Consider the following 26,342-nt stretch of genomic DNA (forward strand, 5'->3'; position numbering starts at 1 on the left):
TGAGGGGCTGGAGGGAGACTTCCGGCCCCTTTTTTCATTTAGGGAATCGATCAGTGCATCCCTGATGTTTTCAAACATCTCGGACTGTGCCATGCAGTTGCCGATGTAACTTCTTGCACAGGGATCAGACGGCATGACCAAGTTTTTCAAACTCCTATTGGCTTCCACCACAATGGCAGGGCTCGCGGCTGCGGTTCCCGCGGTTCATGCCCAAAATGCCGCACCGGTAGTCGCCGGTGCGATGGAGACAGAGACGGACCGTCTCAACATCTGGTTCGACAAAAAATTCGAGGAACAACTGGCGTTCAGTCCGATCCGCCAGACCCTGCTGGGCCGCAGGACCGCTTATGACCAGATTGACGATTATTCGATCGAAGCCGCGGACCGTCAACTTGCATGGATGCGCGTGGCGACGGCAGAGATGAAGCGTGATTTTGACTATGACGAGCTCACGCCGGATGGAAAAATATCCTGGGACATGTGGCTGTTCCGACTGGAGCAGGCGGAGGCTGGCGTGCCGTTTCGGCAAAATGCCTATGTTCTGCATCAATTTAATGGTCAGCAATCCTTTTTTCCGACCTTTCTGATCAACCAGCACCGCGTCGCAAGCGAGTCCGATATGGTTGCCTTTATCGAACGGCTCAAAGGCAGTGCCCGGGCGCTCGATCAATTGCTCGCGCGCGCGCAGGCCAATGCCGAAGCCGGAACCCGGCCGCCCCGTTTTGCCTATGAAGGGGTTATCGAGCAGTCCGGAAAAATCACCACCGGTGCGCCTTTTGATGACGGCGAGCCATCTGCACTATGGGAGGCAACGGAAAGCAAATTGGCGGGGCTAGTGGAAGCGGGCACGATTACGCAAGACCGTTCGGACGCATTGAAAGAGCAGGCTCGGCTGGCGCTTACCGGATCGTTGAAGCCAGCTTATGAGCGGATCATCACCTGGTTCCAGCAGGACTTGCCCAATAGCAAGGCTGAACCCTTTGGTGTTTCCGAACTTCCCAATGGCGAAGCCTTTTATAACTACCGTCTCGTCAATCAGACCACCACGGATCTGACGGCAGAAGAAATTCACGCTATCGGCCTGTCCGAAGTCACGCGCATCCGCAAGGAGATGGAAGCGATCAAGGACAAGGTGGAATTTGAGGGCGATTTGCAAGCCTTCTTCACCTTCCTGCGCGAAGACGACCAATTCTATTTCTCGAACGATGACAAGGGCGCACAGGATTATATCGATGCCGCCGAAAAGCATCTGGCGTTTATCAAAACCCGCCTGCCGGACTTTTTCGGAACCCTGCCAAAGGCTGATCTGGTCGTGAAACGCGTCGAGCCCTTTCGCGAACAGGATGGCGCGGCGCAGCATTACCGGCCGGGGACGCCTGACGGCACGCGCCCCGGCACCTATTATGCCCATTTGTCGGATATGCGCGCGATGCCCATCCACAGCCTGGAAGTGATTGCCTATCATGAAGGCAATCCCGGTCATCACATGCAAAGCTCGATCGCGCAGGAACTGACCGGCATTCCGAAATTCCGGGCGCAGGGCGGATATATCCCGGCCTTTGGCGAAGGATGGGCACTCTATTCCGAGCTTCTGTCGAAAGAAATGGGGGCCTATGAAAATCCCTATTCCGACTTTGGCCGGCTGACGACGGAAATATGGCGCGCGATCCGGCTCGTCGTGGATACCGGACTGCACACCAAAGGCTGGAGTGAAGAAAAGGCCGTGGCATATTTCCTCGCCAATTCGCCGATCCCGGAAACAGCGGTGCGCAGCGAAGTGCGGCGCTATCTGGTGATGCCGGGTCAGGCGACCAGCTATAAGATCGGCATGCTGAAAATTCAGGAACTGCGCGCCAAGGCGGAAAAAGAACTGGGTGATGATTTCGACATCAGGGGTTTTCATGACACGGTGCTGGGCGGTGGTTCGGTGCCTTTGAGCATATTGGAAACCATGGTGGATCAATGGATCGCGAAAGAAAAAGCGTCCTGATAACAATCGGTCTGGAACGAAGCTGATGGTTGCAAGCACCTTTGAACTGTTCAAAATCGGCGTCGGGCCATCCAGTTCGCACACGATGGGGCCGATGTCGGCGGCGGCAATCTTTGTTGCGCGGCTTTCGGATCAGATGGTTCTTGATCAGGTAACGCGGCTTGAGACGAAGCTGTTCGGGTCGCTGGCTCTCACCGGAAAGGGTCACGCGACGGACCGCGCGATTCTGTTGGGGCTGTCGGGTCAGCGACCGGAAAATATCGAACCGGATGAAGCGGATATACTGGTAGATGGGATCAGAAGTGCGCAGCGCATCCGTTTGAACGGCACCCGTGACATAGCTTTTGACGAGGATGCCGATGTCATTTTCGATCAGCGCAAACGGCTCGACTTTCACTCCAATGCGATGCGCTTTACCGCCTTTAACGGTGAGGAGGAACTGGCAACCCGCGTCTATTATTCCGTCGGCGGCGGCGCGATTCTCGACGAAGACCAGATCGGGGCCAATGATCCCGAAAGCGGTTTGTGGGATGTGCCCCATCCCTTCTGTTCCGGCGCGGACCTGCTTAGAATAGCAGAGGAAAAAGGCCTCTCTATCGCTGATATCATGCGCAATAACGAACGCGCGGGCAAAACCGATGATCAGATTAGTGACAGCATCCGGCAAATATCCGACGCCATGTCCGCCTGTATCGATCGCGGAATCAAGTCGGGCGGTATTTTACCGGGCGGCCTGCGTGTCAAACGCCGTGCGCCCCTGATCCATGCACGCCTGATGGAACGACAGGAACGCGCTTTATCCGATCCCCTGACGGTGCTTGATTGGGTCAACCTTTGGGCACTGGCGGTGAATGAAGAAAATGCCGCTGGCGGCAAGGTTGTTACAGCACCGACCAATGGTGCAGCGGGTATTGTGCCCTCGGTGCTGCGTTTCTATGAGCGCTTTTCGCCCAAGGCGGATGTGGCGGGAATTGAGACATTCATATTGACGGCAGCAGCCATCGGCTCGCTGTTCAAGGAAAATGCATCCATCTCTGGTGCCGAAGTTGGCTGTCAGGGCGAGGTCGGCGTTGCCTGTTCGATGGCAGCGGCTGGCCTGACGGCTGCCTGGGGCGGGACGCCATCGCAGGTCGAAAATGCTGCTGAAATTGGTATGGAACATAATCTCGGCCTGACCTGTGATCCGGTTGCAGGGCTGGTCCAGGTGCCCTGTATCGAGCGTAATGCGGTTGGTGCGGTCAAAGCCATAGAGGCGGCGCGACTGGCGATCATGGGCGATGGCACCCACCGGGTGAGTCTGGATGAAGTGATTGAAACCATGCGCAAAACCGGTCTGGATATGAGCGAGCGCTACAAGGAAACATCTCAGGGTGGTCTGGCCGTCAATCTGGTGGAATGTTAAGGTCTTGAAACGCGACCGGAGGAATGCATGAGCAAGTCGAGATTTTTGAACAAACGTCGGTTAGCGGGCCTGGTCATCGGCATTGGCGTTCTGGTTAGCGCCACATGGCTTCTCCGTCCGGAAATCGGTGCCCGGCTTTTTGCCAATGCCGTGGAAACCGCGGTCAACCGCGACGTGATAGGCGATCTGCCCGACGGCATGCATCTGGCCTTATGCGGAACCGGTTCGCCCTTGCCAGACCCCAGTCGCGCGGGCCCCTGTTCCGCCATAATCGTTGACGGCAAAATGTTCATTATTGACATAGGCGGCGGAGCGGTGCGCCGACTGGGTGAAATGGGGCTCAACCCGGGCCGGGTTGAAGCATTGCTGCTGACCCATTTTCACAGCGATCATATTGACGGCATGGGCGAGCTGCTATTGCAGCGCTGGGCGGGCGGTGGTCATGACGCGCCTCTACCGGTTATCGCGCCTGACGGCGTAACGCCGATAGTAGACGGGATAAATGCCGCCTATGCCGCCGATGCCCGCTATCGCGTGGCGCATCATGGTGAAGATATCATGCCGCCATCCGGTATTGGCGGAATTGCGCGACCCTTTGCCGTGCCTGCCGACGATGCCGAACAGATTATCTATGATCAGGACGGTCTGAAAATCACGGCCTTCGCGGTCAATCACGAACCGGTTGTTCCGGCGGTCGGATATCGCTTTGACTATAAAGGCCGCTCCATCGTGTTTAGCGGTGATACAGCCCGAAGCGCAGTGGTCGAGAAAGCCTGCAATGGCTGCGACATATTGGTGCATGAAGTGCTGAACGCCGAGATGGTTGGGATCACCGAGGCGGCGATGAAAAAAGCGGAGCGGCCAAGGCTTGAAAAGATCATGGCGGATATTCCAGACTATCATACGACGCCTGCCGAAGTGGTGGAATCGGCCAAGGCTGCCAAAGCGAAAATGCTGGTCTTCTCGCATATTGTGCCGGCGGTGCCGATTGGTTTTCTGGAAGCCTATTATCTCAAGGATGTGCCTTCCGGCTTTCGGGGGAAAATGGTGATTGGCAAAGACGGCATGCTGTTCAGCCTCCCTGCCAATAAGGATAATATCGAGCGGCGCGATTTGCTCTAGACTAAGCCCCGATACAGGGGAGAAAAGCAGTGACCACCAACCGTTTCTGGCAGTTGAATAAACGCCCCGAAAACGACGATGTCGCCAGCGCGCTGTCGCTGGAAACCGAAACCATGCCGGAATTGGCCGACGGTCTGGTGCTGGTCAAAGCGTCCTATCTTTCCATGGATGCCGGCACCCGTATGTGGATGACCGAGCGCGAAGACAGTTACCAACCGCCGCTGGAACTCGGCACCAAAATGGTGGGGTTGGTGCTGGGCCATATCGCAGCGTCCCGCCATGCCGGATTTGCCGAGGGCGATCTTGTGCGCGGCTTTGGCCAATGGGCGGAGCATGCCGTTATCGAACCGGAGCTTGCCGGGCTGGTCAAAGTTGATGCGAGTATCAGCGATATCAAACAGCATTTCGGGGTGCTCGGGTTTAATGGCTGGACCGCTCTATGGGGCTTGCAGGAAACCGCTGGCGTTGAGGCTGGGCATAATGTTCTGGTCTCGGCTGCTGCAGGAGCGACAGGTGTGCTGGCTTGTCAGATTGCTAAGATACTGGGTGCCAATGTCTATGGCCTTGCGGGTGGCCCGGACAAATGCCGTTGGCTGGAAAGCGAACTCGGCATTACCAAAGCGATAGACTATAAGAATGATGATATCGGCGCGGAGCTGGCGAAGGTCGAGGGCGGGATCAACGCCTATTTCGACAATGTCGGCGGGCCTATTCTCGATGAAGTACTGCCCAATATGGCGCTTTATGGCCGTGTGGCATTATGCGGTTTGCTGGCTCAGTATAAGGGGGACGGGCGTGGGCAGGGACCGGAGAATTTTGACCAGATCCTGATGAAGCGGCTGCGCGTCGAGGGCTTTTTCTCGCCTGATTTCATGGATCAGGGAGAGTGGCTGACAGCACAGCTCAAGGACTGGCTGGATCAAGGGCTAATCGATACGCCCTTTGATGTGACGGACGGCATTGAGAATGTACTGACCGCCTATGACAAGCTGTTCACCGGCGGCAATATCGGCAAGGTGCTCGTTCGTATGTGAGCGTTATTGCGTTTTCTGTTCCGGAAAATACCACACCCGGCGGATCAACTGATCGGCAATCTGGTAGACCGCGGTGGCGCTTTGCGCCTTGCGCTTCCCCTTGCCATCCAACCAGGATGCCGTTTCGATCACGGTGACATAATCTCCGTTGACCGACCAGCCGCCGAGGCTGCTGCTAATGCGGGTCGGGCTTTTGAAATATGATTCCATCTCGCTGACCATCTGCTCTTTTCCATCGGTTGTGACGTCGGACCGGTCCCCGCTGATCGTGATCCATTGAATGCCGGGATGCATTAGCGCAGCCATGGCGTTTGCGTCTCTGGCATTGAACGCAGCTGTATATTTTTCGACCAGCTGCTGATGTTCGGACGGCGGAGCGGGCGTCGCAGCGGCGATCGAAACCGGCAGCAGCAGGAGCATCATCATCAACAGCTTTGGCATCCCATTCTCCCTCAAAGCGGTTCCATGATACTCCGCGCAACCGGCAGATCTGTCAAGTTTTGTGCAGCCGCAACCCCCAAAGCGCGAAGCCCATGATCAGGCTGGCAAAAACCAACGATACTCCAACGATCGCGTCCCAGCCGCCCCAGGCATAGGCGGCGGTCCCGAGCCAACTCGATAGGCCGCCGCCGACAAACATGATGACAATATAGATGGTCATCAAGCGGGTGCGAATCTCCGGCGCGCGGCCGAACAGGATGGTGCGATTGGCGACATCCATGGATGCGCCGCCAAAATTGCTGAACATGATCGGCAGGATCATGATCCAGATACTCTGGCCAGCGAAGATCAAGAGGATCGCGCCAACAAGCTGGGCCACGGCAAACAGCGCGCGCGCTTTCTCCGCGCCAATCCGGTCGGCCAAGCGCCCTGACCATGGGGCAACAAACACATTGGATACCGCGAGTAATGCGAGATAGCCCACGACATCGACGCCATAGCCCATTTCCGCGCTGGTGATATGCAGACCGATACCGAGCCATAAGGCGAGAAAAAAGCCAAAGGACAAGGCTTGCAGCAATCCCGCGAGCAACACGTCCGGCATGGTTTTGATGATCGGCCAGAGGGAAGCAATCAACGCGACATAGCTTTCCTGAGGCTCGCTATCATCACGCAGCTTTTCGTCTTTCTCCATGATAAGCGGCAGGATGATCAGCAGCGCCAAAGTCAGCGCGGTGCCAACCCAATAGGCCGATCGCCAACCAAAATAATGCCCCAACACACCAGCGCCCGCGCGGCTGCCCAGCAAGCCGACGGTGATACCGACGGACATGATGCCCGTGACATGCCCGATACGGTCTGGGCGCACCCGTTTGGTTACATAGGCGGGCAGCAAATAAGGCGTGATCGTCGCAAAACCGAGCAGCGAGGACGCGACGACGAACAACCGGAAATCCTGTGCCGTCGCCATGGCGAGCAGCGCTAGAAATTGGCCCGCGACAAAGGTAATGACCAGCTTGCGATTGTTGATCCGGTCACCGAGTGGCAACAACAATAATATGCCCAGCGCCAGCGCGATCTGATTAAACGCTGGCACCAGTCCAAGCAGGGTCCCGCTTACGCCAAAATCTTCGCCAACTGGGGCAATGAGCGGGTGAATGTAATAGCCATTCGCCACCGCGACTGCACAGGCCATGGAAAAGAAAAACAATTTTGTTTCACTAATCCGGCGCGGCGTTGTTTTGGCAGAGGATTTGGCGGCTTCGGTCAGAATACTAACTTTCGATCATAGTCTTGCGATGCCCATGACGAAAGCGGGGCCCCAAGTCCTCTGTTTGTTTAGCTAGCGTCGATTACTTTCTCCAGCTCTTTCAGGACATCGCCATAGGTGCGATCATTGAGCAACTGCACTAGCTTGGGATCGGCGACGGCCGGATTGCCGCTGTCAAAAGGCGGATGGGGATCATATTCGAGACCGAGCTGCACGGCCTCGGCAAATTTCTGTCCGGCAATTTCGGCAATCACGGTCAGAGCAAAATCAATGCCCGACGTCACGCCGCCAGCGGTAATGACATTGCCGTCTTTGACCACGCGGGCGGCTTCATAAGTCGCACCGAATTTTTCGAGCAACGACATATAGGCCCAATGGCTGGTTGCGCGCTTGCCCTTGAGCAAACCCGCTGCACCCAGCGCCAGCGATCCGGTGCACACCGAGGTGACATATTGTGCCCCTGCCGCCTGATCGCGCAGGAATTGAAGCGTCTCCTGATCCTGTATGACATCACGCGTACCAAAGCCGCCCGGGACGCATAGCAGGTCCGCCTGCGGGCAGTCCGTAAGATTGGTGCTTGGCAATATCGCAAAGCCGCTATCGGTCTGTACCGGTTGCACAGCCTTTGCCGCACTATGCACAACCGCACCCGGCATGCGCGCCAGAAACTGGGCTGGCCCGGTAAAATCAAGCTGCGTGATGCCGTCGAACAACAGAAAAACAATGTGGAAGTTCTTGGACTCGTTCATGGGTCACTCCTGTCTTTGAGAAATGCCCAGGCGATCGGCTGAAATTTGTCCATTCCCCGATGGTCATCCATCTTGATTTCGCCAGTAGCGGACTTGTTTGCCATAGCACCGGATCACCATGTCGAGAAGATGGAAATGCTCCATCGGCGCGAACTATTCGCTGCGCAACGCCTCGATCGGCGACAGGCGCGAGGCGCGAACCGCCGGATAACCGCCGAACAGCAATCCGATGAAAGCAGAAAATATAATCGCGCCGATACCGACACCCACACCAATAGGGACCGGGAAGTCAGCGTAGACGGTAAGCGCGGTGCCGCCGGCAATGGCAAGGATCAGCCCCATTGCGCCACCAATCACGCAGAGCACTGCCGCCTCGACCAGAAACTGATTGCGGATATCGCTCCGTTTGGCACCCAGAGCCATGCGCAGCCCGATTTCCCGGGTGCGCTCAGTAACGCTGACCAGCATGATATTCATGATGCCAATGCCGCCGACAAGCAGTGAAATGGATGCGATGGCGACGAGCACTATCTGGAAAATACCGGTGACCTGAGCCGATTCCTTCATAAATTCCTCGGTTGTGCGGATGGTGAAGGGATTGATATCCTTTCCCCGAACCCGGTAGCGTTCGCGCAATAATTTGGTGATCTCGCGCTTGGCAGTGGGCAGCGAGACTCCGTCCTCAAAGCCGACAAACAGCATCTGTAAATCATCGGGACCGGAAAGCGTGTCGCCGGAGAAGCGCTGCCGGGTGGTGGTAATGGGCATGATCGCAATATCGTCATTGTCATTGCCAAAGCTCGATCCCTTGGACTCCAGAACGCCGATGACGTTAAACGGGGCGCGATTGATGCGGACGGTTTCACCAACCGGATCATAATCACCAAACAGCTTTCGCGCGACGCTTGGGCCCAGAACAACCACCCGTGCGGCAGAGCGGACATCGGCTTCACTGATGAACCGGCCCGACTCGGCGACAACATTGGAAACCTTGCCATAGCCCGGGGTGGTGCCAACCGCATTGGTTGAGGCGTTGCGCCCGGCAACGACCAGCTGGATATTCGTGCGCAGTTGCGGGGCGATATCGTCAATGCCGCTAATCTGTTTTTCGATTGCGCGCGCGTCGCGCATGGTTAGTCGTCCGCGATCAAAGGAGCGCCGACCGCCCTCGCCGGTATCCGGCTGCGGAAAGACCAATGCCATATTGGAACCCAGCGCATTGATCGACTGCATCACCGACACTTGCGCTCCCGATCCGACAGCGACGGCCAGCGTCACCGCGAACACGCCGATCATCACTCCCAATGTTGTCAATATCGAGCGCATCAAATTGGTGCGCAGGGCCGTCATCGCGATGGCCACGTTGACCAGCCAGCCAGACGCTTTTTGTGCCAGGTTGCCCATCATGCGCCTGCCTTCCGCCGTTTCTTGGTCATGATATCCTCAATCACCTTGCCGTCGCGAAATTCGATTCGCCGTTTGGCGTGATCGGCAATTTCCGCTTCATGGGTGACGACGATGATCGTGATACCCTGATCATTCAGCGTCTGGAAAATCTGCATGATATCTTCGGATGTCCTGCTATCGAGCGCGCCCGTTGGTTCATCGGCCAGCAAGATGACCGGATCGGTGACCAGCGCGCGCGCAATGGCAACGCGCTGCTGTTGTCCGCCTGATAATTTGGCGGGACTATGGTCGAGCCGGTCGCCCAGCCCCATTTCCTCAAGCTTCGCTTTGGCCTTCGCCCTGCGTTCTTCACCGCCAAGCCCGGCATAGATGAGCGGCACCGCGACATTGTCGAGAGCGGTTGTGCGGGCGAGCAGATTAAATTGCTGAAATACAAAACCGATTTTCTGGTTGCGCAATTCGGCCAGCGCATCGCCATCCCGGTCGCCGGTGGCGATGTCATCAATCCGGACCTCGCCCGATGTCGGGATATCAAGACAGCCGATCATGTTCATGAAGGTCGATTTGCCCGATCCGCTGGCGCCCATGATGGCAACATATTCGCCGCGGTCTATCGACAGCGACACCCCGTCAACAGCACGGACCGTTTCGCCGCCCAGCTCATAATTTTTGACCAGATCCTGTGTTTCGACAAGGGCCATTATTTATGTGTTCCCGCGGGCAAACTCATCCTCTTCTTCGTCTTCTTCATTTTCCAGATTTTTGGAACGGACGAGGACCTGCTCTTTTTCTTTCACGCCTTTGACGATTTCGACAAAATCCTCTCCGGCAAGGCCGATCGTAACAGTTCGGCGTGTCGGCTTATATGGATCATCGCTGGCGATCCAGATCTGGGCCGTGCGTGGTTTTTTGGAATTTTTGTCAGCCGGTTTCGTCGGTTTTTTGTCATCTTCATCAGGACGGTCATCCTTGCGCGGACGGAAGCGGATGGCTGGCGCGGGGACGCGCAGCACATTGGCCTTTGTGCCGGTGACAATTTCGACATTGGCGGTCATCCCGGTGAGCAGCTTCCCCTCCTTGTTGTCGACATCCAGAATGACGAGATAGCTGACGACATTTTGCTCTTCGGTCGCGGACTTGCGGATCTGTCCGACCTTGGCGACAAAGGTATCATCCGGATAGCTGTCGACCGTAAACCGCACCAGCTGGCCCACACGAACCTGCCCGATATCGGCTTCATCAACCGAGGCCTCGACCTGCATACGGCTGGTATCGGCGGCGATCTCGAAAAGATTGGGCGTCTGAAAACTCGCGGCCACGGTGGTGCCGGGCTCGACCAGCTTGTTAATCACGACTCCGCTGGTCGGTGCGAGGATACGCGTGCGATCAAGGTCGAGCTGGGCAGAGGACAGCTCCGCCTCACTCTGGGCAATCTGTGCGCGCCCGCTCTGTGCCTGGGCCTTGGCGGTGCTCAAAGACGCCTGTGCACTCGCCAGCGCGTTGCGCGCCTGATCAATACCGGCCTTGGATACAAAACCTTTTTCTGCCAGTTGTTGTTGTCGTTCAAATTCGCGGGATTGGACCTGAAAGTCGGTCTGTGCGCGGATGATAGAGGCCTCAGCCTGCGCCAGATTTGCCCGCGACAAGGCCACTTGCGCACGCGCCTGCGTGACGCGGGCCTCGATACGGGTCGGGTCGATTCGCGCGAGCAGCTGACCGGCCGTTACCGGCGAGTTGAAATCGACATAAACGTCGGTGACCTGGCCGGAAATTTCCGAGCCGACATTGATGGTGTTGAGCGCGCGTAATTTCCCGCTGGCCGAAACAATGCGGGCTACATCGCCGCGCGTCACAGGCTCTGCGATATATTCATAGGTCGCTGGCGAAGGGACTATGACCTTGTAAAGGATCGCGATGAGGACAAGGGCGATAAGGCCCGAGATAACGGGGTGGAGGCGAATCCACGCCAATGAACGTGTAATAATCAACATTCCCCTGTCTTAGCTATATATATCACTATGACAGGCGGGGCGCGCATAGGCAATATGCGGATATCACCATTATCGGATTATCCTTGCAGCGGCGCGGTTCCATTCGCAGTCACATCATGGCCGTAAAGCCATTCCAGCTGCGCGTCGAATGCCTCCTGACCAGCTGTTTTTCCGGCCAGCCACATCGGACCATAGGTGCCCAGCTTACCACCCGGTGTGCGCTGATGAAAAAGCCGCATATTGCGTCGCGCGGCTTTCTGGACCGCTGCTGTCCGATCCCGCCGGACATCAAAAAAGTGGCGGAGCGCGCGGTCGCGATCGCCATGTTCGGCAAGCGATCGGGCGAGCACATAGCCATCTTCAATCGCTTGCACCGCACCTTGCGCCATGAAGGGCAGCATCGGATGGGCCGCATCCCCGATCAGGACCGCCCGGCCATCCACCCATTGATCCAGCGGATCCCGGTCGAACAGGGCCCAGCGATAATGGTGCTCGGCCTGTTCCAGCAAAGTTGTGATGGTCGGATGCCAGCCCGCAAAGTCGGCCATCGCTTGTTCGCGCGTGCCCTTCTCGGTCCAGCTTTCCTGTTGCCAGTCATCGCGCTCCACCACGCCAACCAGATTGGCCAGCGTGCCGCCGCGCAGCAGATAGGTGACCGCATGCTTGCCCTCACCCAGCCATATAGAGGCCACAGGCAAGGGCGCATTCCTGCCCAGTTTTTCAACCGGTACAACCGCCCGCCACGCCACATTGCCCGTGAACCGGGGCTTTTCCGATCCCAGCATCTGGGTGCGAATGGCCGATTTGATACCATCGGCGCCGACGATGATATCGCCTTCAACGGTTGTGCCATCGTCCAGCGTCGCCCAGGCCGTTTCGCTATCCTGACCATAGTCCGTGACTATTGTTTCCATCCGCAGGGCACCGGGACAGCGCTCATCCAGTGCGCCGGCCATGGCCGAAACCAGATCAGCCCGGTGAATATGAAGATAGGGCGCGCCCCATTTTTCCTCAAGACGCTGCCCCATATTCTGGGTCATGATGACCCGGCCGGATTGCCCCATCCGGAATTGTGTCGCGCGTGGGCAAAAACCGGTTGCCGCAACCTGCCCGTCAATATCCAGCACCCGTAACACTTGCATCCCGTTAGGGCTGATTTGTATGCCGGCACCAATATCTTCCAGCTGCGCGGCTTGCTCCAGTATTTCGACTTCCCAGCCGAACTGGTGGAAGCACAAAGCCGCGTTTAGCCCGCCAATACCACCGCCAACGATTATCGCTTTCATGATCTCGCCTCTGGTTGGAATTGCGGGTCCAGGATGCAGAAAAATAGCATGGACGTGGCGTTATCAGAGATTGGTTAAGTTGGAAATTCAATCTCGAGATGGTTTCAAGTGACGATGAGAAATCGGGATAGCTTGGCAATCAGAATGGACGATCAGGAGGTCCGCTCAGGTCAAGAGGATACTGTCTTATCCATTTGGAGAGGATGAATTTGCGGCCCTTATCAACCGGACGACCGGCATGTACTGCCGCTGGATCAGGTTTGCCCTGCATATCCACATTCATAAACAGAATCGCATCGCCCGTTTGGCCACGAATGGCTTTACCAATCTTGGTAAAGAAAGTCGCCCCGCCCTCAAAGTCTTCATTGAGATAGACCAACATTGTCTTCACCCGTTGATTGTGAAAACCAGGTAATGCATCGCTGTGCGGTTTATATTCTTGCCCTACAGTGTAGCTGAGGACCTGAAGCGGTTCCCCTTGGTCATATTGGGTGCCAGTAGCAGCGGCGATCCTCTGATTGATAGCGTGTAGAAATGGATTTTCTGAAATGAAAGGAAAAGCAGCAGCCGTAGAGGTGCGAACGGGATCCTGAACAAACGTGCCTGTTGATGGGTGGACGACGACCGAGGGCTGCTGCAAGGGCGTTGCCATTTCGATTAGATATTCACATTCTTCAGCTGAAAAAAAGGCAGGAATTTTTCGGATATCTGGAACCATGCTGATACGCTCAGAGTTGAATTTCCTTCGGGAATGACCGTGCTGATCAAGGTCCATTTGCTCCAATAGCGCAAGCTGAAACCTAAGGTCACGTTCTGCTTCACAACGTGACCGCATCCTTTTCAGAGCTTCGGTCCAGCGGCGACCGATACGTCCGGCACCATTCGCCAAAAGCGCGAGATAGGGCGCCTCAGCCTGTTGCAACCCCAGATTTGCAGCGCATCCAAACAGCTGCCGAGCTTCGCCAAAGTCTCGCCGAATGAAGTCGCCTGTCATTCGCCATTGAGCCAGTTCCAGAGCTGCGTGGGCGTCACCGTGCTGCGCAGCCGAAGACAGAAGCGAATATGCTTCTGACACTTTGCCTTGGGTGGCCAGTTCTTGTGCGTGCTGCGTTGTCTTCATTTCATCAATTTGGTGAAATCCTCTCAAAACGAAAAGGGCCGGAACAATGTATTCCAGCCCTTCGCATTCTCAGTAATTTCTTCGACTAAAAATTAGCACGGAAACCGGCGTAGAAGTTCCGTCCTTTTACTCGATATATGGCGCTTCCTTGACCAATACCGGTCAAGCCCAGTGGAGGATTGGTATCGAGTATATTATCAATGCCGAAATTGAAATTGAACCTTTCGTTGACTTCAATTCCCATTCGAATGTCATGATAGAAGACCTCTTGATACTTCCGGGTGTCAGCATAGTCGGAATTTTCAGGATCACGGCCTTGGACGCTGAAGAAGTCCTCGTAGTTATTGAGAACCTGTGATCCGATATATTGCATTTGATATCCGAAAGTCACATTGGAAAGTTTTAAATCGGCATTGAAGCGGAACTCATCCTGCGGATCACCAAGTTCGCCCAGAACCCGGTCCTCGAAGTCTGGAAAGGACGGGTCCTCGAAGTTACTCCGTTCAAACAAGTGGGTGTAGATGAAGCGCGTGCTAAGTGCATTGTCTTCCCCAAATGTCGTACGGTAGGCTGTCTCTATATCAATGCCTCGGACCGTGCGAGCAGCGAAGTTGACGCCGCTAACCACCAGATCATTGTCAAGAATCTGCCCCGGAATCTCACCATTGGGACCTGTACCCGGACCCCGGAAACGATTGATCAACGCGCAGAACGAGTTATCCAAAGTCGGTAAATCATAACAAGTATTGACCAGATCTTGAGCCAGTACAGATGTAATCACGTTTTCAACCCTGATGTCGTAATAATCGACCGTGAGAGAGAATCCCGGCAAAAACCGAGGTTGGATGACTGCGCCTATAGTGTATGAATCTGATGTCTCTTCAGTCAGATCAGGATTGCTTCCGCTCAAGATCTCAAGCGAATAGTTTGGCAGGCTGGCAAACGCGGCGGTGTCGAGCAAAGCCCCGAGATCCGCGCGACAATTGGCAGCCCGGTTCGCTGAACCTGCATTAATATTCTGCGGCCGACATGGATCCTGGAAACCGGGGGCAAAATTCTGTGACAGTGCGGATGACGTTTCACTCAGATTCGGTGCCCGGACAGACCTGCCATATTGACCCCGGAATCGGATGTCGGGGATTGGTTGCCATTCGAATCCCGCATTATAGGCATAAACCGTTCCGACCGCTCCGTCATAGTCCGAGATGCGTCCCGAACCGATCAAAGTCAGTTCTTCGAAGAACGGTCTGTCGGCGAGCAAGGGGATCCGAATTTCACCAAAAACCTCTTTGACTTCAAAAGGATCTGGATCAAATGTTGGCAGAGCATTGTAAAATGTTCGACCGGATTCCACAATCGGGTCTGCCTGATAGAAAAGTTCCTCACGGCGATATTCCGCCCCCACAGCAAAGCCGACCGGCCCGCCGGGAAGCTCGAAAAAGCCGCTCGTATCACCCGACACGAACCCGCTGAATACCAGTTGTTCAAGGGTCGCACTGGAAACTGTCTCTTCGACAATGTAATTAGCAGCAGCGGAGTTATCAGGTGCGCCAAAGGGATTATATGGAACGCAGTTGGCTATATCCTCTGCAAGAAATGGAGCGTCGGCGGCGCTATAGGCTGTTGCCGCTGCTGGATCGAACTGCGCACGGCAAGCGATTTCGCCTGTCGCAGGGTTGATCCCGGAGTCGAGGGCCAGCAGAAACCTCTGCGGAATTATGTTACCCAAAATCCGTGTGTCTTCCTCGACCCTGCCATAATTGACAGAAACTTCGTAGTTCCAGTCATCGTTAAACTGGCCACGAACGCCGCCAACGACACGGAAAACATCGCGTTCAGATTTCTCATCACGGCTACCCAGATCCTGTAAAGACCGGGCGATGGTAAAACGATAGGAACCATCAGCAATCGCAGCTAGATCGTCAGCATCTAACTCATTTCGCCGAATGAGGCTCGAGTTAAAGCCAGACTCCAATATCTCGCTTGATATCAGATCTCGCGCTTGTTGGCTCAAAAAAGGATTGTCGAGACGAACAAGTTCACGCTGGTCCCCAAAAGTAACGCCTTGAACAAATGCGGGACTGGATTGTTGTCCTTGTGTTTCAATACGGACATATTTGGCCTCGACAAAAGGCTCGAACGCTTCGCTAATCTCAAAATGAGCGAGCAGGTTGAAATTATACCTTTGTTGATTTGGAATTACGGATAACAATTCCCTTTCACGCCCTGTTTGGCCATTGCCACCCACTATTCCGCCAATCGGTCCTGAGCCAAGACGGGTTCCGGTCTGCGGCACAAGTTGGCCATCAGGTGTGAATATATAAGTACAATTATACGGCACGCCATTAATGCCTGATCCGCACTCTGGCGAAGCGGTTCCGCGTGTTATCGGGACCAGGCCATCGAAGTAGATGCTGGCTGACCGGATATCTCGAAAGAAGGCGCGATCCGGAAAACCATCACTATTTTCCGGAAGGCCGCCGCCGTCCAGATCAATGGTGAGGAAGTCGTCATTTCTGCGCAAATAAGAAACGTCCGAGCCAAAGACCCGATCTTGATTTGCAAACTCGGCATGAAGCGTGACGTTGCCACGCCCGTCGGCGAAGTTCAGTCCGCCAAGCGCTGATATATAATGCGTCGGGAAGGCGCCTTCGTCATTAATGCTTGTGTGTCCACGAAGCTGTAGCCCTTCAAAGTCATCCTTCAGAATGAAGTTGACCACGCCGGAAATCGCATCCGATCCGTATATGGCCGAATTACCGCCGGTTACAACATCCACGCGTTCAATCAGATCATTGGGAATTGTATTGACGTCAACAGAAGTACCGTTTGACAATATATCGGAAGCAACGTGGCGCCGGCCGTTGACCAGTGTCAGGGTGCGCTCCGTACCCAAACCCCGAAGGTCCAGAAGATTCAATCCAGCTGTGCCAAGGAAACGCCCTGAGTTGGTCTGACTGAAGGTGCTGCGCAATTGGGGCAAGTCGTTCAGCGTATCGCCGATATTGATCGAGCCTTGCTGGAAAAACTCGTCTCCTGCGATAGTCGTAATCGGAACTGCAGACTCGATATTTGGCCGGGCAATGCGAGAACCGGTCACGATGATAGTCGTTCCCTCCACATTGGCTTCATCCTGTTCGGTTGATGCTTGGTTTTCACCGCTATTCTCGGTCTGCGCTTTCGCGGTTGCTGCAGATATGGCGATCGCAATAATTGCCGCTGACGCGCAGAATCCGCGCAAGGTTTTAGATGTATAAGCTGTCCGCATGATGAACTCCCTGTTTGGTTACGAAGGCAACCAAATGACAACAGGAGGGATTCATCAATAAAATTACACTGATATTCAAATAATGTTGAGTATGTGGAGTTTTGTAACAACAGTAATTGCACAGACGTGTAAGTTTTTATTTTTAATATAAGTCACTCTATTAACTTATCTTATTCAATATTCGGGCAGAAGCGACCATCGGCTGCAGGAAAAGGGCCGCAGACCGGTGGTGCTTCTCTAATTCGGTTTGGATCTCACTGGCTGCGTGAGAATGGCCTAACCCTATTTCCGGCCGAGTCCAATCTTCGTCGCCAAGCCGCTGCGGACTTTCGAATAGTTGGACGACACCATCGGATAGTCTGGTGGCAGGCCCCATTTCGCACGATATTCTTCGGGCGTCATATTATAGCGTGTCATCAGGTGACGCTTGAGCATCTTGAATTTTTTGCCGTCTTCGAGACAGACGATATGATCCGGCTTGATCGATTGGTCGATCGGCACGGCCGGTTCTTGCTTTGTCTTTGCCGGCCCGGCTCCTCCGGTAAGATCGGCCAGTGCACTATGCACGCTATTTATCAATACGGGCAGGTCGGAGACAGCCACATTGTTATTGTTCACATGCGCCACAACAATTTGTGAAGTCAGTGATATGAGTGTTTCGTCCATCCGATTATCTGTTTCTGCCATTTTGTTCCCCCGATCCCGATATTTCCCCAAATACCCTAATTTTTTCAATTGCTAAGTAATTTACATCCATTTTGGATATAAATTACAGATGTATCGCATGACTCGATAAATCAAGTGTTCTTTAGCTAAGGTTTTCATTGAATGATAAACATAGCCCCCTGCCGGCCTTGTCCAGCAGGGCTTTGGATGCTCTTTTCTGCCAATAAAGCTATAAAACAGTCAAATATAGGACGCGGTAGTCTTTGCTGCGATTTCCTCAGCCGTCACTTCCGGTGCCAGTTCAATGAGTTTGAATGGGCTATCATGATCCGCACGATGAAAAACGGCCAGATCGGTAATAATCATATCCACCACATTGGTACCGGTTAGCGGCAATGTGCACGCGGGAATGAACTTGGGACTGCCGTCCTTGGCGCAGTGATCCATGACCACGATGATCTTCTTCACGCCGGCAACAAGGTCCATAGCGCCGCCCATGCCCTTGATCATTTTGCCGGGAATCATCCAGTTGGCAATGTCGCCATTTTCGGCAACCTCCATTGCACCCAAAACGGTTAAATCAATATGTCCGCCGCGGATCATGGCAAAACTGTCGGCGCTGCCAAAATAGCTGGACGAGGGAAGCTCGCTGATGGTTTGCTTCCCGGCATTGATTAGATCGGCATCAATCTCGTCTTCGTAGGGAAATGGCCCGATGCCCAGCATGCCATTTTCGGATTGCAGCGTTACTTCGACACCATCGGGAATATGATTGGCAACCAGCGTCGGAATGCCAATGCCGAGATTGACATAATAGCCGTCTTGCAGTTCTTGCGCCGCACGCGCGGCCATTTGATTTCTATCCCACGGCATGATTCTTCTCTCTCATCTTGGTTGTCAGCTCCTGAGCGTTAGGCAGCCGCGGTTTCAGTCCGGCTTCTGGTAATTCTGCACGGTGTCGAGATCGGTTGTGTTACGGTTCCGTTCCGCGTCCAGACCGGCCCAAATCCGGCTGAGCGCTTCTGCTTCCGAGATACCCTGCGCCTGCGCAAAGGCCCGCGAACCATGCCGAATGGAATCTACCATCAGCATGCCGAACATTTCCGGCATTTCGAGATGTTCGGGTTGAATGATGCAAGTAGCTCCAGCGCCATCTTCGACCCACAAGCGGGCGACTTCGTGCGATTGGTCAAGAAAATCAAATTGATCGACCGCAATGGCATTGTCGAAACGCCCGCCTTGTTTTTTCTTGCCGAACATCAAGCTGTCTCCCGTTCCCGTGTCATGCGAAACTCGATTTTCTTGTCATAGGGCGATCCATCAATCAGGCGTTTGACGTAAATGCTCGGCAAATGGATTGCATCGGGGTCCAACTCACCGACTTCGACAATCTCTTCCACTTCTGCGACGCAAATTTTTCCCGCCGTTGCCATGGGAGCATTGAAATTACGGGCGGTCTTGCGGAATATCAGATTGCCGGCTTTATCGGCTTTCCATCCCTTGATGAGGCATAGGTCGGCGTAAATACCGCGTTCGAGGATATAGTCCTCGCCGTCGAAACTCTTGACCTCCTTGCCCTCGGCAACCTGCGTGCCGACGCCGGTTTTGGTATAGAATCCCGGAATTCCTGCACCACCGGCACGGCAACGTTCGGCCAGCGTGCCTTGCGGGCAGAATTCGACTTCCAGTTCGCCGGATAGAAACTGCCGTTCAAATTCCTTATTCTCCCCGACATAGGAAGAGATCATCTTCTTCACCTGCTTGGAGCGTAGCAACTTGCCCAGACCCTCATTATCGATCCCGGCATTGTTGGAAGCAATGGTCAGATCCTTCACGCCATCTGCCTGTAATGCGTCGATCAACCGTTCGGGAATGCCGCATAGACCAAAGCCGCCAACACAAAGATGCATGCCATCAAAGAGCAGGCCTTCCAGAGCCGTTGTCGCATCGGAATAGATTTTCTTCATGTCGAGCCTTTTCGCTAGTCTTTCCGGCTATTAGCCTATGATTTGGCCGATCGTCCAGATTAGAATATATTTGCATCCGCGGATCGGTTATGGCCCTGCCGGTGACCCGAATATTCGCATGCCTGTCCCTGTTTTTCTTTCTTGTTCCGGTGACCTATGTGCATGGGCCGCCGCCAAAGAAGAATGACAGCCAATATATTCAGCTAGAGCCTGTGAATTTTGATTCCCAGAATGCAGAGCGCACAAAGACAGGCCGGCTTGCATTTCTGGCCGGCTGGAAATTGACCAGCGACAATGATGATTTCGGCGGCATCTCTTCCATGCTCGCTCTTCCCGATAACCGGTTTGTCATGTTGAGCGATGCCGGGGTGCTAATCGGCTTTACCCTTGATGAGCAAAAAGCGCTTGCCAAGCGGCCCTTCATTGCTCCTTTGCCCGATGGACCGCCGGTGGCGAACGAATTTGCGATAAAGAATTGGGATGCGGAATCGCTCGTCCATGACCCGGAGACCGGGCGTTATTGGGTCGGCTATGAACGCTATCACAGTGTCTGGCGTTATGGCCCGTCATTCGCACGCAAAGAGGCGGAGCATAAAGTCAAAGCGATGCAAAAATGGCCCCTCAACAGCGGAGCCGAGGCCATGCTGCGCTTGCCGGGGGACAAGGGGGAAGAGGTCCGCTTTCTGGTTTTTTCCGAATCTGCGGCGGATAAAAAGGGCGGTTACGAAGCATTGATATTTGATGGTGATCCGGCAGAATCGAATATCGAGCCCAAGCTGTTCAGTTACCGTCCGCCGCGCGGCTATCAGCTTACCGATGCGACATTGCTGCCGGATGGCCGGGCACTGCTATTGCACCGCCGTTTCACGCCGCTCGACGGCGTGTCGGCGATTGTCTCAATCGGTGACTTGTCAGAGATCGCAGTCGGCAAAGTCTGGACATCGCAGCAGATTGCCTCGCTGAAACCGCCGATGAGGGTTGATAATATGGAGGCGCTTGCGGTGACGGTGGAGGGTGAGGATACTATTATCTGGATAGCATCGGATGATAATTTCCAGGCGTTTCAGGAAACATTGCTGATGAAATTCCGATTGCTGCCGGTCAAGGAGAAGCGCAAAAAAAGTAAGGCCGACGGATCGGAAACTCCGACGCCGGAAGCCCAAAAAGACAAAGCCGAGGCGAGCCCCGGCTTTTCGTCAATCTCAAATTAGTCTGTAAAACAGCGGCTTAAGCAGCAGCCTGCTTCTTGGCGATTTCTTTTTTGAGGCGGCGCACGCGCAGGCTCAATTTATCGTCAGATGTTTTTAGCAGCCAGTTATCCAGCCCGCCAACATGCTCAACCGAACGCAGGCCATGCGTTGATACGCGCAGCTTCACGCCTTTGCCGAGAGCGTCGGACAACAGGGTCACATTTTGCAGGTTAGGCAAAAAGGTTTTCTTGGTCCGGTTTTTGGCGTGCGATACGTTATTACCTACCAGCCGAGTCTTACCTGTCAGTTCGCAAATCCGCGACATCTTACTTGTCCAATTTCTTGTTAATGAGTGATTCCCGTAGGAAAGACAGCGCACCTAACTGCAAAAGGCCTGTCCGTCAAGCGTCACGCCAAGATTTTCCGCCCGCTTACAGCCATTTTGCCTGCGCGATCCCCAATAGGCAAGCGGGTTCATCTGGCCATTGCCACTGCTTCGCGCTAGTCGCTACGCATGGCGACCGATCCTTTCCAATCCTATATGCCGCAAGCGCTGGCTTTGGCGCGGCAAGCGGCCGAAGCTGGGGAAGTGCCGGTGGGTGCGGTGGTCGTCCGCCGGGGGGAGATAATCGGGCGCGGTTATAACCTGACGCGAACCGACAAGGATCCCAGCGCCCATGCAGAAATCGCCGCGATTCGGCAGGCTTGCCGCGCGCTAGATACCGATCGGCTGGAAGATTGTGATCTTTGGGTGACCCTCGAACCTTGCACCATGTGCGCCGGTGCCATTGCCCATGCGCGAATCAGGCGGCTCTATTATGGCGCGATAGACCCAAAGGGCGGCGCGGTGGACAGCGGCGTGAATTTCTTCACCGCTGCCACCTGCCATCATGTGCCGGAAGTCTATGCCGGATTCGACGAAGCCGAATCCGCTGCGCTGCTCAGGGATTTCTTTAACAAACGCCGCGATTAGTGCACGAACCGCGCAACGACATCACGGTAGCTGCGGCTGACCTTCACCTGCGCGCCTGATCCGAGAATCAGGAAACATTCGCCATTGGTATGCGGTTTTACCTCGCGCACCTGGCCCAGATTGACGATGGTCGAGCGGTGGACCCGCTGAAAATTGCGCGGATCGAGACGCTTTTCCAGGTCTTTCATGGTTTCGCGCAGGATCAGCGAATTATCGGCGGTGTAAATGCACATATAGTCGCCCGCAGCATCAATCCGTTCAATCGTATCGACATCGACACGGAAAATCTGACCGCGATCCTTGACGTTGATGAGTTTTTCATAGCGGCTGGCGGCGGCCGGTTCCTCGGCATTTTCCAGATCGGCCATGGCCGCAGGCGCCACTTCGCTGAGGACATTTTTCAGTTTTTCGATCTCTTCTGCACCGCGTTTTTCGGTGAGGCGATTGCGCACGCGTTCCAGCGCATCGGCGAGCCGGTCGGGTTCCACCGGTTTAACGAGATAATCGACCGCTTCCGCTTCAAAGGCGCGGACGGCGTGGTCGGCATAGGCGGTCACAAAGATGAACAAAGGCGGTTCAATCTCCATAATGCCCTGCACAACTGAAAAACCGTCAAAACCGGGCATCTGGATGTCGAGAAACACCAGATCGGGTTTCAGTGTCTTGATTTTGCGGATCGCTTCGCGACCATTGCTGCAGGTGTCAATGACTTCGATATCCTCGAATTTTTCGAGGCGGATCTGCAGACCCTGTATAGCCAATTTTTCGTCGTCGACTAATATCGTTTTTATCGTCATGGATTTATGTCCTTTTGGTGCGATGAAGCCATAGCAGGGGCGGTGACGAGACCCCCATGACTTCTATCGGATGCATGCTCCCCAAATATCGCTTCGTTCCTGATCTGGTCGCTTGTGGCGTTGTCATGCGCCGCCTCTTTATCAATCTGTTCTCTGGTCTCAAATGGCAATGCAATGATCACAGAAAAACCGCCTCCTGTTGATGACTTAATCTCGAACTCGTGCGCTTCTCCATAAGCTTGGTTTAATCGCTCCTGAATATTTCCTAAACCGACACCTGTGGAATGGGTATTTTTCGGGATCGGACCGTTTTTCCCCGGCCCGGTGTCCGAAACCACAATTCTAACCTTGTCATTGTCCAGACGCGCCGAAACGGAAATTTCCGCGCCCTCTTCCATCGGTGTCACGGCATATTTGATCGCATTTTCGACCAGCGGTTGCAGCAGCAGCGATGGCAACAGCGCGTCGCGCACCGCTGGATCAATGTCGAAACTGGGCCGCAAACGATCCTCAAAGCGCATTTTTTCTATGTCGAGATACAGGTGCAGCGTTTCCACTTCCTGCGCCAGAGTGACCCGGCTGTGGACTTCGTTGACCAATGTGTGGCGGAGAAACGAGGACAGGCGCGACAGCATCGCATTGGCCGGCTCGGTCTGTTTCAACAGTACCAAGGTCGAAATACTGTTGAGCGTATTGAACAGGAAATGCGGATTGAGCTGATAGCGCAGCATGGCAAGCTGCGCCCGGGTTGCCTGCGTTTCCAGCCGCAGGAGCTGGTCATTCTGTTCCTCGACCCGCAGAAAGAAGTTTATCGCATAATATAAGGCCGACCACGCGCCGAGCAGCATGCTGCCAAGGAACAGGGCGCCAAGAAACAATGTACCAAAGGCGGTTTCGGAGGTCGGATTCTGGATACGGAAGACCCAGGCATCGACAAAGGCATAGAGCGACGCTGCCACCGCTAGCGAGGCGCCGGTCACGCTCCATGTCACCAATGGCTTGCGATTGATGAGGTTGCGATAGATGACCGAAAGCAACAGCGAGATCGAATAGCCGGTTATCGTTCCGATAATTGCTGGGACCAGAAAGCTGAGTGGCAAGCCATTGGAAATGCCCGATAACCCGCGCAGCGCCAGCACAGCGGCCCAGCCCGCAGATTGCAGGTTCCAGAAAGCGCGGTTTTTATTGCCAAAAAAGGGCTGGGGACGAATATCGATGACGGCCATATATCCTATCTATAGCGCGCCATTGCCGTTTGGGGAAGAATCGCATAATAATGTCAAAAATAATAGCATTTTAAAGATGCGCAAAAAAGGAGAGTATCATGGGCGGCCCCAATGAAGTCAGAGCAAAATTCCCTTCGATGGAAGAAGGAACCAAGGAAGACTGGGACATTATTGGCAGCCATTACATGCCTTTTGCCAGCAAGGTTGCGGACAGGGTGCTCGATCATTTGCGCCTGCTGGACGGCGACTATGGCGGCTTTCCCGTCGACCGGCTGGAGCATAGCCTGCAAACCGCCACCCGGGCTCATCGTGACGGGCGGCCGGATGACTATGTCGTAATGGCATTGCTGCATGATATTGGCGACACATTGGGGACGTTTAATCATCCTGATGTCGCCGCAGCAATCCTGAAGCCGTTTGTCAGCGAGAAACTGCACTGGATCACCGAAAAGCACGGGATCTTCCAAGGCTATTATTTTTTCCACCATCTCGGCCAGGACCGCGATATGCGCGAAGGCTTTCGCGGCCATGAGCATTTTGAAGACTGCGCGGAATTTTGTGAGAAATATGACCAGAAGGCGTTCGACGCCAACTATGAAAGCGCACCGCTGGAATTTTTCGAGCCGATTGTCCGCAAGGTCATGGCCCGGCCGATTAACAGCATCTATGTCAACGAATAGATATATGGCCGGGAAACAGTTCGGATCTGATGATTGGATCCATTAACGGTTCCATTCGAGCGGCCGCTTTCGTCGGAAAGCATTTTGTAGTTGCGTATAGTCCAATCAAAAAAAACCTCGCCGGATTTCGCCGGCGAGGTGATTGACTACGCTTACGGGTCGCTATTAAGCGTAGCTAATAGTCGTTTTTACACTGCGCTGCCGGCGCATTGCGCCGCCGATAGCTCCAAATCCAAAAATCATGAACGCCCATGTTGCAGGCTCAGGCACAGCAACCATTTGTTCTGTTCCAAAAAACACCAGGTGGGAAATATCATGTGGATTATTTTGGAAGGGGATATCGAATGTATCCCAGAAACCGGAACTTGCCGGACTGTTCAGTCGATAGAGCACAAATTGCGAAGATGCTTTCACCGCAACAAATTCAACGAGAAAACCTGGTAGATTCCACGTCCCTGAATCCGATCCCCCGCCAGTGAAGCTTCCAAAAGATCCGAAATTGCCATCATCTGTCGACGCCAACACCGTCAGAAGAATATCCGGAGCGGCAGCTGGGTGCGTGTCATTATAGAGATTATAGGCATTTTGGGCGTTAAGAAAACTGTTGCCGCCATTGCTGCTTGAATTGATATTGCCGCTAAAAAGACAGCCACTTGGATCGCTTACCGAAATACAGGCGCCATCCACAATCGTGGCCGCTGTGGCCGGATTTACAATGCAGGAAGCAGATGCAACTGCCCCCGACATCAGAAGATATTTTACTTTTTCCACTATTCCTCCTTCGAGCACCGACTCGAAAAACTTAGCAGACCCGGGCAGATTTTATGTTTTCGGGGGTGTTAAGCAACGTTTCTCGCCGTAAAAAATACTTTGTCCCATTTCGATACATGCGTCGCGAGAGCCCCCGACGTTTGCGATAGTGCCTAAAGCGGGCACCAATGGGTTGAATCAAGTCCACTTGGGTGAAAGATCCAATCTGGGCTTCGTCACTAGTGATGATTTTGTTTGTTATCCCGACTTGCGTCGGCAATCCGGCAACCTGCGCTCAGGCCGCAGAGGGTTCGCCAATTTCCTTGAGATGGCGAACAACCATATCGCCGCGGTCGGCAGAACCACTATGGTCGGAGGCGTGGCTCTTGAGTTCGGCTTCGTCAATCCAGCAGAGGTCATTCAGGCCTAAAACCCTGTCATCATGGGCCCGGATGGTGATCCGGCTGATAGGCTGGCGGTCTCTTGCGTCGGCCAGTACCGGATTGGATGGTACACCGGTTTCCCATTTTTCGCCCCACTGGCGAATGGCGACAATCACGCTGAGCAGGTCCGCGCCTTTGTCGGTCAGGCGATATTCGACCTTGCGCTTGTCATGATCACAGGGGCGGCGCGACATGATGCCGGCTTCAACCAGCCGGGTCAGCCGGTTGGCCAATATGTTGCGGGCGATGCCGATTTCCGACAGAAAACCCTCAAAATGGCGCACGCCATTGAAAGAGGCGCGCAGGATCATGAAGCACCAGCGCTCGCCAATAACTTCGAGTGAAATGGGCAAAGAACAGCCCGTTCCGAGTTCTGCTAGATTTTCCGTCAATTTATCCATGTGCCAACCCTAGACCAAGTTTTGAACAATCCCAAAAAAAATATAAGTTTTTAGTTGCAACTTAAAACCTAATACATTAAGTACTGATTCGCAACCTAAATTGCAAGCCGATTATTCCTCACTTTTCCTCCCCAGGATGTTTCGGTGCAACAAAAAGGGAATTGCTGAA

Annotated in this window: 25 protein-coding genes and 1 riboswitch; of the genes, 7 read left to right on the forward strand and 18 right to left on the reverse strand. The window is 54.3% G+C overall.

Annotated features, from left to right (window positions below):
* Nucleotides 1-133: 133 nt before the first annotated feature.
* Genes ACO6S1_RS06340 through ACO6S1_RS06355 form a run of 4 tightly spaced genes read left to right on the forward strand, consistent with a single transcriptional unit; the run spans nucleotide 134 to nucleotide 5,548 of the window.
* Complete coding sequence (locus tag ACO6S1_RS06340; protein ID WP_422345475.1) at nucleotides 134-1,990, forward strand: DUF885 domain-containing protein; 1,857 nt, start codon at nucleotides 134-136, stop codon at nucleotides 1,988-1,990.
* 25 nt (nucleotides 1,991-2,015) lie between these two features.
* Nucleotides 2,016-3,392 carry an L-serine ammonia-lyase gene (locus ACO6S1_RS06345; protein WP_422345476.1) on the forward strand — a complete coding sequence of 459 codons (1,377 nt, stop codon included), beginning with the start codon at nucleotides 2,016-2,018 and terminating at the stop codon, nucleotides 3,390-3,392.
* 27 nt (nucleotides 3,393-3,419) lie between these two features.
* Nucleotides 3,420-4,514, forward strand: a complete 1,095-nt coding sequence (locus ACO6S1_RS06350) for an MBL fold metallo-hydrolase (RefSeq protein ID WP_422345477.1) — start codon at nucleotides 3,420-3,422, stop codon at nucleotides 4,512-4,514.
* Nucleotides 4,515-4,543: 29 nt separating this feature from the next.
* Nucleotides 4,544-5,548 (forward strand): NADP-dependent oxidoreductase, encoded by a 1,005-nt coding sequence (locus ACO6S1_RS06355; RefSeq protein WP_422345478.1) that lies wholly within the window; start codon nucleotides 4,544-4,546, stop codon nucleotides 5,546-5,548.
* A 3-nt stretch (nucleotides 5,549-5,551) separates the two neighbouring features.
* Here the strand turns inward: ACO6S1_RS06355 and ACO6S1_RS06360 are convergent, their stop codons facing one another.
* From ACO6S1_RS06360 to ACO6S1_RS06420, 13 genes are all read right to left on the reverse strand, one after another.
* Nucleotides 5,552-5,989 carry a nuclear transport factor 2 family protein gene (locus tag ACO6S1_RS06360; protein WP_422345479.1) on the reverse strand — a complete coding sequence of 146 codons (438 nt, stop codon included), beginning with the start codon at nucleotides 5,987-5,989 and terminating at the stop codon, nucleotides 5,552-5,554.
* A gap of 52 nt (nucleotides 5,990-6,041) precedes the next feature.
* Complete coding sequence (locus ACO6S1_RS06365; protein ID WP_422345480.1) at nucleotides 6,042-7,199, reverse strand: MFS transporter; 1,158 nt, start codon at nucleotides 7,197-7,199, stop codon at nucleotides 6,042-6,044.
* Nucleotides 7,200-7,327: 128 nt separating this feature from the next.
* On the reverse strand, nucleotides 7,328-8,008 hold the full coding sequence (locus tag ACO6S1_RS06370) for a DJ-1/PfpI family protein (RefSeq protein ID WP_422345481.1): 681 nt from the start codon (nucleotides 8,006-8,008) through the stop codon (nucleotides 7,328-7,330).
* A gap of 17 nt (nucleotides 8,009-8,025) precedes the next feature.
* Nucleotides 8,026-8,107, reverse strand: a riboswitch (ZMP/ZTP riboswitch).
* Nucleotides 8,108-8,161: 54 nt separating this feature from the next.
* Entirely contained in the window at nucleotides 8,162-9,415 is a 1,254-nt protein-coding gene (locus tag ACO6S1_RS06375; RefSeq protein ID WP_422345482.1) for an ABC transporter permease, read from the reverse strand.
* Complete coding sequence (locus ACO6S1_RS06380) at nucleotides 9,412-10,116, reverse strand: ABC transporter ATP-binding protein (protein ID WP_422345483.1); 705 nt, start codon at nucleotides 10,114-10,116, stop codon at nucleotides 9,412-9,414. The genes ACO6S1_RS06375 and ACO6S1_RS06380 overlap by 4 nt, the downstream gene beginning before the upstream one ends.
* Before the next feature lie 3 nt (nucleotides 10,117-10,119).
* The gene (locus ACO6S1_RS06385) at nucleotides 10,120-11,406 is read right to left on the reverse strand and encodes an efflux RND transporter periplasmic adaptor subunit (RefSeq protein ID WP_422345484.1); all 1,287 of its coding nucleotides are present in this window, start codon (nucleotides 11,404-11,406) and stop codon (nucleotides 10,120-10,122) included.
* A 77-nt stretch (nucleotides 11,407-11,483) separates the two neighbouring features.
* Entirely contained in the window at nucleotides 11,484-12,692 is a 1,209-nt protein-coding gene (locus tag ACO6S1_RS06390; protein ID WP_422345485.1) for an FAD-dependent monooxygenase, read from the reverse strand.
* Nucleotides 12,693-12,831: 139 nt separating this feature from the next.
* Nucleotides 12,832-13,467, reverse strand: coding sequence for a 2OG-Fe(II) oxygenase (locus tag ACO6S1_RS06395; protein WP_422345486.1), 636 nt, complete (start codon nucleotides 13,465-13,467; stop codon nucleotides 12,832-12,834).
* 430 nt (nucleotides 13,468-13,897) lie between these two features.
* Nucleotides 13,898-17,080: a TonB-dependent receptor domain-containing protein gene (locus tag ACO6S1_RS06400; protein WP_422345487.1), complete on the reverse strand. Its 3,183-nt coding sequence runs from the start codon at nucleotides 17,078-17,080 to the stop codon at nucleotides 13,898-13,900.
* Between the two features lie 282 nt (nucleotides 17,081-17,362).
* A complete protein-coding gene (locus ACO6S1_RS06405; protein ID WP_422345488.1) occupies nucleotides 17,363-17,767 on the reverse strand; it encodes a MucR family transcriptional regulator in 405 nt (134 codons plus the stop codon).
* A gap of 219 nt (nucleotides 17,768-17,986) precedes the next feature.
* Nucleotides 17,987-18,619 (reverse strand): CoA transferase subunit B, encoded by a 633-nt coding sequence (locus ACO6S1_RS06410; RefSeq protein ID WP_422345489.1) that lies wholly within the window; start codon nucleotides 18,617-18,619, stop codon nucleotides 17,987-17,989.
* Nucleotides 18,620-18,673: 54 nt separating this feature from the next.
* A complete protein-coding gene (locus tag ACO6S1_RS06415; RefSeq protein ID WP_422345490.1) occupies nucleotides 18,674-19,006 on the reverse strand; it encodes a DUF5076 domain-containing protein in 333 nt (110 codons plus the stop codon).
* Nucleotides 19,006-19,713: a CoA transferase subunit A gene (locus tag ACO6S1_RS06420; RefSeq protein WP_422345491.1), complete on the reverse strand. Its 708-nt coding sequence runs from the start codon at nucleotides 19,711-19,713 to the stop codon at nucleotides 19,006-19,008. The genes ACO6S1_RS06415 and ACO6S1_RS06420 overlap by 1 nt, the downstream gene beginning before the upstream one ends.
* A gap of 101 nt (nucleotides 19,714-19,814) precedes the next feature.
* Between ACO6S1_RS06420 and ACO6S1_RS06425 the strand changes: the two genes are divergently transcribed.
* On the forward strand, nucleotides 19,815-20,924 hold the full coding sequence (locus tag ACO6S1_RS06425) for an esterase-like activity of phytase family protein (protein WP_422345492.1): 1,110 nt from the start codon (nucleotides 19,815-19,817) through the stop codon (nucleotides 20,922-20,924).
* A gap of 16 nt (nucleotides 20,925-20,940) precedes the next feature.
* Here the strand turns inward: ACO6S1_RS06425 and rpmB are convergent, their stop codons facing one another.
* Complete coding sequence (gene rpmB, locus ACO6S1_RS06430) at nucleotides 20,941-21,228, reverse strand: 50S ribosomal protein L28 (RefSeq protein WP_109354941.1); 288 nt, start codon at nucleotides 21,226-21,228, stop codon at nucleotides 20,941-20,943.
* Between the two features lie 189 nt (nucleotides 21,229-21,417).
* Between rpmB and ACO6S1_RS06435 the strand changes: the two genes are divergently transcribed.
* Entirely contained in the window at nucleotides 21,418-21,876 is a 459-nt protein-coding gene (locus ACO6S1_RS06435) for a nucleoside deaminase (RefSeq protein ID WP_422345493.1), read from the forward strand.
* Here the strand turns inward: ACO6S1_RS06435 and ACO6S1_RS06440 are convergent.
* Together ACO6S1_RS06440 and ACO6S1_RS06445 are read right to left on the reverse strand one after the other, a co-directional pair.
* Nucleotides 21,873-22,673 carry a LytR/AlgR family response regulator transcription factor gene (locus ACO6S1_RS06440; RefSeq protein ID WP_422345494.1) on the reverse strand — a complete coding sequence of 267 codons (801 nt, stop codon included), beginning with the start codon at nucleotides 22,671-22,673 and terminating at the stop codon, nucleotides 21,873-21,875. The genes ACO6S1_RS06435 and ACO6S1_RS06440 overlap by 4 nt on opposite strands.
* Nucleotides 22,670-23,899, reverse strand: a complete 1,230-nt coding sequence (locus ACO6S1_RS06445; protein WP_422345495.1) for a sensor histidine kinase — start codon at nucleotides 23,897-23,899, stop codon at nucleotides 22,670-22,672. The genes ACO6S1_RS06440 and ACO6S1_RS06445 overlap by 4 nt, the downstream gene beginning before the upstream one ends.
* 98 nt (nucleotides 23,900-23,997) lie before the next feature.
* On the opposite strand from ACO6S1_RS06445, the gene ACO6S1_RS06450 reads away from it, so the two are divergent.
* Complete coding sequence (locus tag ACO6S1_RS06450; protein WP_422345496.1) at nucleotides 23,998-24,579, forward strand: HD domain-containing protein; 582 nt, start codon at nucleotides 23,998-24,000, stop codon at nucleotides 24,577-24,579.
* Between the two features lie 165 nt (nucleotides 24,580-24,744).
* Here ACO6S1_RS06450 and ACO6S1_RS06455 read toward each other — a convergent pair whose 3' ends face one another.
* A complete protein-coding gene (locus ACO6S1_RS06455) occupies nucleotides 24,745-25,350 on the reverse strand; it encodes a PEPxxWA-CTERM sorting domain-containing protein (RefSeq protein WP_422345497.1) in 606 nt (201 codons plus the stop codon).
* 274 nt (nucleotides 25,351-25,624) lie between these two features.
* Nucleotides 25,625-26,173: a winged helix-turn-helix transcriptional regulator gene (locus tag ACO6S1_RS06460; protein WP_422345498.1), complete on the reverse strand. Its 549-nt coding sequence runs from the start codon at nucleotides 26,171-26,173 to the stop codon at nucleotides 25,625-25,627.
* Nucleotides 26,174-26,342 lie beyond the last annotated feature (169 nt).

Source organism: Parasphingorhabdus sp. (assembly GCF_965233695.1).
Taxonomy (GTDB): domain Bacteria; phylum Pseudomonadota; class Alphaproteobacteria; order Sphingomonadales; family Sphingomonadaceae; genus Parasphingorhabdus.

Bases quoted from the DNA above. Each gene is read 5' to 3' on its own strand.
- ACO6S1_RS06340 (WP_422345475.1), top strand. From the start codon at position 134: ATGACCAAGTTTTTCAAACTCCTATTGGCTTCCACCACAATGGCAGGG.
- ACO6S1_RS06345 (WP_422345476.1), top strand. From the start codon at position 2,016: ATGGTTGCAAGCACCTTTGAACTGTTCAAAATCGGCGTCGGGCCATCC.
- ACO6S1_RS06350 (WP_422345477.1), top strand. From the start codon at position 3,420: ATGAGCAAGTCGAGATTTTTGAACAAACGTCGGTTAGCGGGCCTGGTC.
- ACO6S1_RS06360 (WP_422345479.1), bottom strand. From the start codon at position 5,989: ATGCCAAAGCTGTTGATGATGATGCTCCTGCTGCTGCCGGTTTCGATC.
- ACO6S1_RS06370 (WP_422345481.1), bottom strand. From the start codon at position 8,008: ATGAACGAGTCCAAGAACTTCCACATTGTTTTTCTGTTGTTCGACGGC.
- ACO6S1_RS06375 (WP_422345482.1), bottom strand. From the start codon at position 9,415: ATGATGGGCAACCTGGCACAAAAAGCGTCTGGCTGGCTGGTCAACGTG.
- ACO6S1_RS06380 (WP_422345483.1), bottom strand. From the start codon at position 10,116: ATGGCCCTTGTCGAAACACAGGATCTGGTCAAAAATTATGAGCTGGGC.
- ACO6S1_RS06385 (WP_422345484.1), bottom strand. From the start codon at position 11,406: ATGTTGATTATTACACGTTCATTGGCGTGGATTCGCCTCCACCCCGTT.
- ACO6S1_RS06390 (WP_422345485.1), bottom strand. From the start codon at position 12,692: ATGAAAGCGATAATCGTTGGCGGTGGTATTGGCGGGCTAAACGCGGCT.
- ACO6S1_RS06395 (WP_422345486.1), bottom strand. From the start codon at position 13,467: ATGGACCTTGATCAGCACGGTCATTCCCGAAGGAAATTCAACTCTGAG.
- ACO6S1_RS06400 (WP_422345487.1), bottom strand. From the start codon at position 17,080: ATGCGGACAGCTTATACATCTAAAACCTTGCGCGGATTCTGCGCGTCA.
- ACO6S1_RS06405 (WP_422345488.1), bottom strand. From the start codon at position 17,767: ATGGCAGAAACAGATAATCGGATGGACGAAACACTCATATCACTGACT.
- ACO6S1_RS06410 (WP_422345489.1), bottom strand. From the start codon at position 18,619: ATGCCGTGGGATAGAAATCAAATGGCCGCGCGTGCGGCGCAAGAACTG.
- ACO6S1_RS06415 (WP_422345490.1), bottom strand. From the start codon at position 19,006: ATGTTCGGCAAGAAAAAACAAGGCGGGCGTTTCGACAATGCCATTGCG.
- ACO6S1_RS06420 (WP_422345491.1), bottom strand. From the start codon at position 19,713: ATGAAGAAAATCTATTCCGATGCGACAACGGCTCTGGAAGGCCTGCTC.
- rpmB (WP_109354941.1), bottom strand. From the start codon at position 21,228: ATGTCGCGGATTTGCGAACTGACAGGTAAGACTCGGCTGGTAGGTAAT.
- ACO6S1_RS06435 (WP_422345493.1), top strand. From the start codon at position 21,418: ATGGCGACCGATCCTTTCCAATCCTATATGCCGCAAGCGCTGGCTTTG.
- ACO6S1_RS06440 (WP_422345494.1), bottom strand. From the start codon at position 22,673: ATGACGATAAAAACGATATTAGTCGACGACGAAAAATTGGCTATACAG.
- ACO6S1_RS06445 (WP_422345495.1), bottom strand. From the start codon at position 23,899: ATGGCCGTCATCGATATTCGTCCCCAGCCCTTTTTTGGCAATAAAAAC.
- ACO6S1_RS06450 (WP_422345496.1), top strand. From the start codon at position 23,998: ATGGGCGGCCCCAATGAAGTCAGAGCAAAATTCCCTTCGATGGAAGAA.
- ACO6S1_RS06460 (WP_422345498.1), bottom strand. From the start codon at position 26,173: ATGGATAAATTGACGGAAAATCTAGCAGAACTCGGAACGGGCTGTTCT.